This window comes from Pseudomonas sp. MWU12-2037 (assembly GCF_023242345.1).
In the GTDB taxonomy this organism is placed as follows: Bacteria; Pseudomonadota; Gammaproteobacteria; order Pseudomonadales; family Pseudomonadaceae; genus Aquipseudomonas; species Aquipseudomonas gingeri_D.
The window spans coordinates 35861-48058 of record NZ_JALLIZ010000008.1; the positions used below are offsets into that span (position 1 = coordinate 35861).

Genomic DNA, 12198 nt, shown 5'->3' on the forward strand with positions numbered 1-12198 from the left:
GGGTGGCCGCGCCGACACCATTGTTCAGCGCCTTGCTCAACTACCGTCACAGTGCCGTCGGCAGTGTTTCCGAAGAAGCCGCTCTGGCCTGGCAGGGTATCGAGACCCTTGGTGGTGAGGAACGTACCAACTATCCGTTGACCTTGAACGTCGATGACCTGGGCGAGGGCTTCAGCCTGAATGTGCAGGTCAACGCCGAAGTCGGCGCCATGCGGGTCTGCGCCTATATGGAGGCGGCGCTGGAGCATCTGCTCCAGGCGCTGGAGCAGAACCCCGAGGCGCCACTGAGTGGCCTGTCGATCCTGCCGGCTGACGAGCGTGAACAACTGCTGGTGTCGTTCAACGACACGCTGCTGGATTATCCGCAGGCGCAGACCGTCCATGGTTTGTTCGAAGCGCAGGTGCAGTGTACGCCGGATGCCCTGGCAGTGGTGCATGGCGGGCGCCGCCTGACTTATCGCGAGCTTAACGAGCAAGCCAACCGTCTGGCGCATACCTTGCGTAAACAGGGTGTGCAGCCGGATTCACGGGTCGGGATCTGTGTCGATCGCGGGGCCGAGATGGTCGTCGGCTTGCTGGCGATTCTCAAGGCGGGCGGCGGTTATGTGCCGCTGGACCCGGCTTACCCGGCGGAGCGGATTGCCTATATGTTGCAGGACAGCGCCCCGGCGGCGGTCCTGGCACAAGCGGCTACCCGTGATTTGCTGGCGGGTATTTCGGTGCCGGTTATCAATCTCGATCAGGGCACCTGGCAGGACGAGTCCGTCCAGAATCCTGAGGTGCCGGGGCTGACGTCGGCGCATCTGGCGTACTTGATCTACACCTCGGGTTCGACTGGTCTGCCCAAGGGCGTGATGATCGAACACCGCAACACCGTGAACTTCCTGACCTGGGCCCATGCCGCTTTCGGCGGTCCGGCGTTGGAAAAAACGTTGTTCTCGACTTCGCTGAACTTCGACCTGGCGGTGTACGAATGCTTCGCCCCCTTGACCTCAGGCGGCAGCATCGAGGTGGTGAAAAACGTTCTGGAGTTGCAACAGGGCGAGCACGATATCGGCCTGATCAACACAGTGCCATCGGCGCTCAAGGCGTTGCTGGAAGTCGATGGTCTGCCGAAATCGGTTCACACGGTCAACGTGGCGGGCGAAGCCCTGAAGCGTAGCCTGGTTGAGTCGTTGTTCGAGAAGACCGGTGTCCAACGCCTGTGCAACCTTTACGGCCCATCGGAAACCACCACCTACTCAAGTTGGGTGTCGATGGATCGCGAGGACGGTTTCGCCCCCCATATCGGCAAACCCGTCGGCAACACCCAGTTCTACCTGCTGGATGAACAGCAACAGCCCGTTCCGCTGGGTGTTCCGGGTGAAATCTACATCGGCGGCGCCGGTGTGGCACGGGGTTATCTGAACCGTGAAGACCTGACCGCCGAACGTTTCCTCAACGACCCGTTCAGCCGGGAAGCCTCGGCGCGGATGTATCGCACCGGCGACCTCGGCCGTTACCTGCCGGACGGCAATATCGAATACCTTGGTCGTAACGACGACCAGGTGAAGATCCGCGGTTTCCGTATCGAACTGGGCGAGATCGACGCCCGCCTGGCCAAACACCCGACCGTCCACGAAGCCGTGGTCACGGCTCGCGAGGATATTCCGGGCGACAAGCGCCTGGTGGCCTATTACACCCTGGCGGCCGGGCAGACTTCAGTCGATATCGAATCTCTGCGCAGCCATCTGCAAGAGCAGTTGCCGGAGTACATGGTTCCCGCCATCTACGTGCTGCTTGAGGCCATGCCGCTGACCCCGAACGGCAAACTCGACCGCAAGGCCCTGCCGACCCCGGACGGCGATGCGCTGATCCGCCGTGGTTATGAAGCGCCCCAGGGCGAAACCGAAACCACCCTGGCACGGATCTGGATGCAGCTGCTCAATGTCGAGCAGGTCGGGCGCCACGACCATTTCTTCGACCTGGGCGGCCATTCGTTGTTGGCCGTCAGCCTGATCGAACGCATGCGTCAGGCCGGCCTGAGCGCTGATGTCCGCGTGCTGTTCAGCCAGCCGACTCTTGCGGCCCTGGCTGCTGCCGTGGGCGGTGGGCGTGAAATCGTCGTCCCGGCCAATGCCATCCCGACCCCTTGCGCGCACATCACCCCGGACATGCTGCCCCTGGTCACTCTCGACCAGGCCGCTATCGACCGGGTTGTGGCTAACGTACCGGGCGGCGCGGCGAACGTGCAGGATATCTACCCGTTGGCGCCGCTGCAGGAAGGCATCCTCTATCACCATCACCTGGCCGTGGACCACGTCGACCCGTATCTGCAACACGCGCTGTTCGCCTTCGACAGCCGCGACCGGTTCGACGCCTTCGCCCAGGCCCTGCAAGGAGTGATTGCACGCCACGATATCCTGCGCACCGCGGTGGTCTGGGAAGGCCTCGATGCGCCGCTGCAAGTGGTCTGGCGCCAGGCGACCCTGGCGCTGAACGAAGTGTCGCCGGACCCGCTCGCCGGTGATACCGCCGGACAACTGCGCGGGCGCCTCGATTCTCCGCAGACCCGCCTGGATATCCGTCGGGCGCCGATGCTGCAGCTCGACTATGCACAGGACCCGTCCAACCAACGCTGGATCGGCCTGTTGCAGTACCACCACCTGGTCAACGACGCCACCTCCCTGGGGGCGTTGGTGGGCGAAATCGAAGCCCATATGCAGGATCGCCAGGCGCAACTAGCGGTTTCGATCCCGTACCGCAACTATGTGGCCCAGTCACGCCTGGGGGTGAGCCAGGATGAGCACGAGCAGTTCTTCCGTGAAATGCTCGGCGATATCGACGAACCGACCTTGCCCTTCGGCCTACAGGATGTGCAGGGCGACGGCCAGGATATCGAAGAAGCCCGCTGTGCCGTGGACAGCGGCCTCAGCCGCCGTCTGCGGACCCAGGCCCGGCAATCGGGCGTCAGTGCCGCGAGCCTTTGCCACCTGGCCTGGGCCCGTGTGCTCGGTGCGGTCTCGAGCAAGGACGAAGTGGTGTTCGGTACCGTCCTGCTCGGTCGCCTGCAAGGCGGCGAGGGCGCCGACCGGGCGCTGGGGATGTTTATCAATACCTTGCCGCTGCGGGTGGCACTGGGTGGGCTGGGTGTACGTGAAGGGGTCAAGGCCACCCACTCACGACTTACCGCTCTGCTCGGTCACGAGCATGCACCGCTGACCCTGGCGCAACGTTGCAGCGGCGTGGCGGCACCGACTCCGCTGTTCAGCGCGTTGCTGAACTATCGACACCTGGCGAGTGGCAGCAGCGACCTGCCGGCCTGGAACGGCATCGAGATGCTCGGTGGCGAAGAACGCACCAACTACCCTCTGACCCTGTCGGTGGACGATCTGGGCGAAGACTTCGCCCTGCACGTCGGTACCTTGGCCGGTACCGGGGCACAACGGGTCTGCGGCTATATGCTCAGCGCCCTGGAAAGCCTGGTCGAGGCCCTGGAACAAACACCGGCCTTGCCGTTGGCGCAGTTGTCGATCCTGCCCGCCGCCGAGCGCGAGCAACTGCTGGTAGGGTTCAACGCCAGTGCTCGCGACTACCCACGGGCGCAAACCGTCCATGGCCTGTTCGAAGCCCAGGTGCGGGCGCGTCCCGAGGCTTGCGCGGCGATCCACGATGGCGTGTCGCTGACCTACGCCGAACTCAACACCCGGGCCAACCGCCTGGCCCGCCATCTGCGCGGTCTCGGTGTACAACCGGGCGACAGCGTGGCGATCCTGCTGGAACGCTCCCATGAGCTGCTGGTCAGCCAACTGGCGGTGCTCAAGTGCGGCGCGGTCTATGTGCCGCTGGATATCAACGCCCCGGTCGAGCGCCAGGGTTTCATGATCGAGGACAGCCAGGCCCGGGTCTTGCTGACTCGCCGCGAGGTGCCGCTGGTCACCAAGGTACAACGTGTGGACCTCGATCATCTGAGTCTGGAGCGCCTGGACGGCGATGACCTGGTGATGCCGCAGTCCAGCGAAAGCGTGGCCTACATCATGTACACCTCCGGCTCCACCGGCACCCCCAAGGGTGTTCTGGTGCCGCATCGGGCCATCAGCCGCCTGGTGATCAACAACGGTTATGCCGACTTCAATGCCCGGGATCGGGTGGCCTTTGCCTCCAACCCGGCATTCGACGCCAGTACCCTCGACGTCTGGGCGCCGCTGCTCAATGGCGGCTGTGTGGTGGTGATCGGCCAGGCCGACTTGCTCTCCCCGGACAATTTCCAGCGCCTGTTGCTGGAACAGTCGGTCACGGTGTTGTGGATGACCGCCGGCCTGTTCCATCAATACGCCGCGGGCCTGGGCGACGCCTTTTCGCGCCTGCGCTACCTGATTGTCGGCGGCGATGTGCTGGACCCGGCGGTTATCGCACGGGTCCTGGAGAACGCCGCTCCCGAGCACCTGCTCAATGGCTACGGCCCGACCGAAGCCACGACCTTTTCCGCAACCTATGAAATCACCCGGGCGGACCGCGGCAGCCTGCCGATTGGCCGGCCGGTGGGCAACGGCCGTCTTTATGTGCTCGATGCCCAGGCCCAGCCCGTGCCGCTGGGGGTGATCGGTGAGCTGTATATCGGTGGCCTGGGCGTGGCCAAGGGTTACCTGAACCGGGATGAGTTGACCCGGGAAAAATTTGTCGCCGACCCGTTCGACAGCGACCCGCAGGCGCGCTTGTATCGCACCGGCGACCTGGCGCGCTGGCGTGCCGACGGCAACCTGGAATACCTGGGGCGTAATGACGACCAGGTGAAGATCCGTGGCTTCCGGGTCGAACTGGGCGAGATCGAAGCGCGCCTGGCCGAACATCCCGAGGTCAAGGAGGCCGTGGTGCTGTGCCGCGAAGAGACCCCGGGCGACAAGCGTCTGGTGGCCTATTTCACCCCGGCCTTTGCCGGGGCGGTGGAGCGGATCGACGCGTTGCGCGGGCATTTGCACGGGCAGTTGCCGGAATATATGGTGCCCATGGCCTATGTGCGCCTTGAGCGCCTGCCGCTGACGGCCAACGGCAAGCTGGATCGCAAGGCCCTGCCGGCGCCGGACGAACGGGCGCTGATCAGCCGTGGCTACGAGGCGCCCGAGGGAGCAACCGAGACCTTGCTGGCGCAGTTGTGGTCCGAGCTGCTCAAGGTCGAGCAGGTCGGTCGACATGACCACTTCTTCGAGCTGGGCGGGCATTCATTGCTGGCGGTGACGCTGATCGAGCGTATGCGCCAGGCCGGCCTGAGCGCCGATGTCCGGGTGCTGTTCAGCCAGCCGACCCTGGCGGCGCTGGCCGCGGCGGTGGGCAGTGGTCGTGAAATTCGCGTGCCGGCCAATGGCATTACCCTCGATTGCTCGCGTATCACCCCTGAACTGTTGCCGCTGGCGAACCTCGACCAGGCCGCCATCGACCGGATCGTCGCCACGGTGCCGGGGGGCGTTGCCAACGTCCAGGATATCTATGCCCTGGCGCCGTTGCAGGCCGGCATCCTCTATCACCACCTCAGCGCGGAGCAGGGCGACCCCTACGTGCTGCAATCGCAGTTCGCCTTCGACAGCCTGGAGCGCCTGGAAGAATTTGCCAGTGCCTTGCAGTTCGTGATCCAGCGCCATGACATCCTGCGCACCGCGCTGGTCTGGGAAAGCCTCGACGAGCCGGTGCAGGTGGTCTGGCGTCAGGCGCAGCTGGTGCGCGAGAGCCTGGAACCGGACCCGCAGGGCGTTGATGTGGCGAGCCAGCTGCATCAGCGTTTCGACTCGCGGGACTACCGCCTGGATATTCGCCAGGCACCGATGCTGCGGCTGATCCAGGCCTGGGATACGCAAAACCAGCGTTGGCTGGCCTTGCTGCTGTTTCATCACCTGGCGATGGACCATACCGCGATGGATGTGGTGCAGCACGAGATGCAGGCCTATCTGCTGGGGCAGCAGGCGCAACTGGGCGCGCCGGTCCCCTATCGCAACTATGTCGCCCAGGCCCGCCTGGGCGTGAGCCAGGAAGAGCACGAGCGCTTCTTCCGCGAACGGCTCGGGGATGTCGACGAACCGACCCTGCCGTTTGGCTTGCAGCTGGCTGATGTTCAAGGTATCGATGAAGCCCGCTTGCCCGTGGGCGTTGCGCTGGGTCGCCGTTTGCGGACCCAGGCCCGGCAACTGGGCGTGAGTGCCGCCAGCCTGGTGCACCTGGCCTGGGCCCAGGTACTGGGCCGGGTTTCGGCCCGCGACGATGTGGTCTTCGGTACGGTGCTGATGGGGCGGATGCAGGGCGGCGAGGGCGCCGACCGTGCCCTCGGCATGTTTATCAATACCTTGCCGTTACGGGTGGTTCTCGGCGCTCGCAGTGCGCGGGAAGGGGTCAAGACCACCCACGACGAACTGACCGCGTTGCTTGGCCATGAGCATGCGTCCCTGGCGCTGGCCCAGCGTTGCAGCGCTGTCAGCGCGCCGCTGCCGTTGTTCAGCGCCTTGCTCAACTACCGTCACAGCAGCGTTGTCGTGACGGACGAGGCGCTGACGGCCTGGCACGGCATGCAGGCCCTGGGCGGTGAGGAACGCACCAACTATCCGCTGACCCTCAACGTCGATGACCAGGGCGAAGACTTCCTGTTGACCGCCCAGACTGTTCCGGTGATCGCGGCCGAACGAATCTGCGCCTATATGCAGCGGGCCTTGCACAGCCTGGTCGATGCCCTGGAGCAGGCGCCCCAGGCGCCGTTGCAGGACTTGTCGGTGCTGCCGGAGACTGAACGTCGGCAGTTGCTGGAAGCCTTCAATGCCACCGCGGTCGACTATCCGCAGGATCTGACCCTGCATGGCCTCTTTGAGGCTCGGGTCGCTGCCAGTGGTGATTCGGTAGCGGTTGTCGACGAGAAGGGCAGCCTGACTTACGACGCACTCAACCGTCAGGCCAACCGTATCGCCCATCGTCTGATCGGCCTGGGCATAGGTCCGGACGATCGGGTAGCGATCTGTGTCGACCGTAGCCTGGAAATGGTCGCGGGGCTGATGGGGATTCTCAAGGCCGGCGCCGCTTATGTGCCGCTGGACCCGGATTACCCGATTGATCGTTTGACTTACATGCTGGAGAACTGCGCCCCGGCGGTGGTCCTCAGCCAAGAGGCTTTGCGTGCGCTGCTTCCAGCCAGCAACGTACCGGTGCTGTTGCTCGATCCTGAGTATGCCGAACGTGAAGGTTTCCTCGCACAACCAGATAGCAATCCGCTTCGGACCGAGGTTTATCCCGAGCATTTGGCCTATGTGATCTACACCTCCGGTTCGACCGGCCAGCCGAAAGGCGTAATGAACGAACACCGTGGCGTGGTCAACCGCTTGTTGTGGATGCAGGACGAATACGGTCTGGATGCCTCGGACAGCGTGTTGCAGAAGACGCCATTCAGCTTCGACGTGTCGGTCTGGGAGTTCTTCTGGCCGCTGTTCAACGGCGCACGGCTGGTGATGGCGCGTCCGGGCGGTCATCGTGACCCGGGCTATCTGCGTGAAGTGATTCGCGAGCAGAAGATCACCACCTTGCACTTTGTGCCGTCGATGCTGGATCTGTTCCTCGCTCATGGCGAGGCCGGGGGTAGCGGTTTGCTGCGAGTCATGTGCAGCGGTGAAGCGCTTCCGGGGCATCTGGTGCGGCGCTTCAAGCAGCAGTTGCCGGAAGTCGGCCTGTTCAACCTCTACGGTCCAACCGAAGCGGCGGTAGACGTGACGGCCTGGGATTGCACGGGGCCTGAGACGCCAGACAATACGCCGATTGGCAAACCGGTGGCGAATACGAAGATCTACCTGCTGGATGCCAACCGTCAGCCAGCGCCACTGGGGGTGGCCGGCGAGTTGTATATCGGTGGTGTACAGGTGGCTCGCGGTTACCTGAATCGCCCCGAACTGAGCGCCGAGCGTTTCCTCGACGACCCGTTCAATGTCGGTCGTATGTACCGCACCGGCGACCTCGGTCGCTATCTGCCGGACGGCAATATCGAATACCTGGGCCGTAACGACGACCAGGTGAAGATCCGTGGTTTCCGGATCGAACTGGGCGAAATCGAAGCGCGCCTGGCTGCTTACCCTGGCGTTAAGGAAAGCGTAGTCCTGGCTCGGGAGGACAACCCGGGCGAAAAACGCCTCGTGGCCTACGTCACCGCGCAGCAGCCTGAAACCGTGTTGGAGATCGAAAGCCTGCGTGGCCATCTGCAAGGCGCATTGCCGGAGTACATGGTCCCAGCCGCCTACGTGCAGCTCGATGCACTGCCACTGACGCCTAACGGCAAGCTGAATCGCAAGGCGTTGCCGGCGCCAGATGGTGGCGCATTGATCAGCCGTGAATACGAGGCTCCACAAGGGGAAGCCGAAACCGTACTGGCGCAACTCTGGGCGGAACTGCTCAAGGTCGAGCGCGTAGGGCGGCACGACAACTTCTTCGAACTCGGCGGTCACTCGCTATTGGCCGTGACGCTGATCGAGCGCATGCGCCAGTTCGGCCTGAGCGCCGATGTGCGGGTACTGTTCGGCCAACCGACCCTGTCGGCATTGGCCGCGGCGGCGGGCGGCAGCACGGAAATCGTGGTGCCGGCCAACCTGATCCCCGAACGCTGTGAACACATCACCCCGGACCTGTTGCCACTGGTCAGCCTGACCCAGGCACAGATCGACCGGGTGGTGGAAACGGTGCCTGGCGGTGCCGCCAATGTGCAGGATATCTACCCGCTGGCGCCATTGCAGGAGGGCATCCTGTTCCATCACCTGTCGGCCGGCGAAGGTGATCCCTATGTGCTGCAATCGCAGTTCAGCTTCGACAGCCGCCAACGCCTGGATGACTTTATCCGGGCGCTGCAAAGCGTGATCGATCGTCACGATGTGTTGCGCACCTCGATCGTCTGGGAAGGGCTGGAGACACCGGTGCAAGTGGTCTGGCGCCAGACCCGGCTGATGGTCGAGTTCTTTGAGTCGACCCCGGGAGACGCCGGACCGCTGGCGCAACTGCTGCAGCGCTTCGATCCGGCGCACTTGCGCCTGAATCTGCAACAGGCGCCGCTGCTGCACCTGGCGGTCAGCGAAGATACGCTCAACCAGCGCTGGGTGGGCGTGCTGCTGTTCCATCACATTGCCATCGACCACACCACGATAGCCGTGGTGCAACAGGAAATGCAGGCCAGCCTGCGTGGGCAGGCGACGCCATTGGCTCCGGCCATGCCGTATCGCAACTATGTGGCCCAGGCCCGCCTGGGTGTCAGCCAGGAGGCCCACGAAACCTTCTTCCGCGAGATGCTCGGCGATATCGACGAGCCGACCCTGCCGTTCGAACAGCAGGAAGTGCGGGGTGACCAACAGGCGATCGCCGAAGCCCACCTGACGCTGGACCTTGAGCTGTCCCAGCGCCTGCGTGGCCGTGCCCGGCAATCGGGTGTCAGCGCGGCAAGCCTGGTGCACCTGGCCTGGGGCTTGGTGCTGGGCCGCCTCTGCCGACGCGAGAAAGTCGTGTTCGGTACCGTGCTGCTGGGCCGGATGCAGGGCGGCGCGGGCGCGGATCGGGCGCTGGGGATGTTTATCAACACCTTGCCGCTACGTCTGGACCTTGGCGCCTTGGGCACGCGGGCCGCGCTCAAGGCGGCCCATGGCCGGCTGACCGCGCTGCTGGGCCATGAGCATGCGTCCCTGGCGCTGGCCCAGCGTTGCAGCGGGGTGCCGGCGCCGACGCCACTGTTCAGCGCCTTGCTCAACTATCGGCACGGTGCCGGTGAGGTCAGCCAGCAGGCGCTGGATGCCTGGCAGGGTATCGAAAGCCTGGGGGGCGGCGAGCGCACCAACTATCCGCTGACGCTGTCGGTGGACGATAACGACGTGGGCTTCAGTCTGACGGTACAGGCGACTGCCGGCGTCGATGCGCAACGGGTCTGCGGTTATATGCAGGTCGCGCTGGCGAGTGTGGTGGATGCCCTGGAGCTGAACGCCGAGGTGCCGCTGGGACGGCTGTCGGTGTTGCCGGCGACTGAGCGTGAGCAGTTGTTGTTCGGGCTCAACGCCACCGCGCTGGATTACCCGCAGGCGCAGACCATTCATGGGTTGTTCGAGGCGCAGGTGCAGCGTACGCCGGAGACCCTGGCGGTGGTGCATGGCGAGCGTCGTCTGAGCTATCGCGAACTCAATGAGCAGGCCAACCGCCTGGCGCATACCCTACGGAAACAGGGTGTGCGGCCGGATTCGCGGGTGGGGATCTGTGTTGAGCGTGGGGCTGAGATGGTTGTCGGGCTGCTGGCGATTCTCAAGGCAGGCGGCGGTTATGTACCGTTGGACCCGGCTTATCCGGCGGAGCGGATTGCCTATATGTTGCAGGACAGCGCTCCGGCGGCGGTCCTGGCCCAAACCTCTACCCGGAATCTGTTAGCGGGCGTTTCGGTGCCCGTGATCAATCTCGACCAGGACACCTGGCAGGATGAGTCCGCCCAGAATCCGCAGGTGCCGGGGCTGACTTCGGCGCATCTGGCCTATCTGATCTACACCTCGGGTTCGACCGGTCTGCCCAAGGGCGTGATGATCGAACACCGCAATACCGTCAACTTCCTGACCTGGGCCCACAAGGCTTTCGACGGTTCGGCGTTGAACAAGACATTGTTCTCCACCTCGCTGAACTTCGACCTGGCGGTCTATGAGTGCTTCGCCCCTCTGACCGCGGGCGGCAGCATCGACGTAGTGAAAAACGTCCTGGAACTGCGACACGGCGAACATGATATTGGTTTGATCAACACCGTTCCATCCGCGCTCAAGGCCCTGCTGGAAGTGGGCGGCGTGCCGAAATCGGTGCACACGGTCAACGTGGCGGGCGAAGCCCTTAAACGCAGCCTGGTGGAGTCACTGTTCGAGCAGACCGGCGTCCAACGCCTGTGCAACCTCTACGGCCCGTCGGAAACCACCACCTACTCAAGCTGGGTAGCGATGGATCGCGAAGACGGCTTCGCTCCCCATATCGGCAAACCGGTGGGCAACACCCAGTTCTACCTGCTGGACGAGCAACAACAGCCCGTCCCGTTGGGTGTTCCGGGTGAAATCTACATCGGCGGCGCCGGTGTGGCGCGGGGTTACCTCAATCGCGACGACCTGACCGCCGAACGTTTCCTCCAGGATCCGTTCAGTCGGGAAGCTTCGGCGCGGATGTACCGCACCGGCGACCTCGGTCGTTATCTGCCAGACGGCAATATCGAATACCTCGGCCGTAACGACGACCAGGTGAAGATCCGGGGTTTCCGTATCGAACTGGGCGAGATCGAAGCGTGCCTGGCCAAACAGCCCGAGGTTCAGGAGTCGGTGGTGATGGCCCGTGAAGATGTGCCGGGTGAAACCCGCCTGGTGGCGTATTTCACCCTGGCCAACGTCGGTGTGGTGCCGGACAGCGGCACCCTGCGGGCTTATCTGCAAGGACTGCTGCCGGACTATATGCTGCCGTCGGCCTATATGCAGCTCGACGCCTTGCCGCTGACTCCCAACGGCAAGCTCGACCGCAAGGCCCTGCCGGTGCCGGACAGCAGCGCCTACGCCTCGCGTGTCTACGAAGCCCCGGTGGGTGAAGTGGAAGTCCGGTTGGCGGCACTCTGGGCCGATTTGCTCAAGGTCGAACGGGTGGGGCGCCACGACCACTTCTTCGAACTGGGCGGCCACTCGTTGCTGGCGGTGAGCCTGATCGAGCGGATGCGCCAGGCCAATCTGGAAGCCGATGTGCGGGTGCTCTTCGGCCAGCCGACGCTGATCCAGGTGGCTGCCTCGGTGGGCACTATTCAACGGCTGGAGGTACCGCAGACGAAGATTCCGATGCTCAATCGCAAACGCCGTATCTGAAGCCCCGGCACGGCCCGCCCGATTCGCAATCGGTCGGGCCGTCGCCCCTTTCTTTTCTCCCTCCTGTGCAACCCCCGGCAGGGCGTGCTTTCAGCACGCCTTGTCCCGGCTTCCCATGACAGACAGTCGCCCGTGGATGCTCTAATTTTTGAGGCCAGTGGGGAGCATGGCGAATGGGATGTTTCGCTGGTGTCAGTGGACCGCAGCCCTTTGTTGCTGCGGACCCGATCACGCCTGCGCCCGGACTCCCGTGTTGTCTTCGAGCTTCGAAGCCCCTCCGATCTTTTATCGCGCGAAACGCTGTCTCCGACACCGAGCCTTTGGGCTGTCACCCTCTCCGAAATGATAAACAGCAGGTTATTCG

1 protein-coding gene (running past one end of the window) is annotated in these 12198 nt (G+C 64.0%); it reads left to right on the forward strand.

What is annotated here, in order from left to right:
- Nucleotides 1-11834: the 3' portion of a non-ribosomal peptide synthetase gene (locus M5B42_RS16345; protein WP_248746419.1), read on the forward strand. The gene continues 4534 nt to the left of window position 1, outside the view; only the last 11834 of its 16368 coding nucleotides appear in the window; its start codon lies off the left edge, out of view; the stop codon is at nucleotides 11832-11834.
- Nucleotides 11835-12198: the final 364 nt, after the last annotated feature.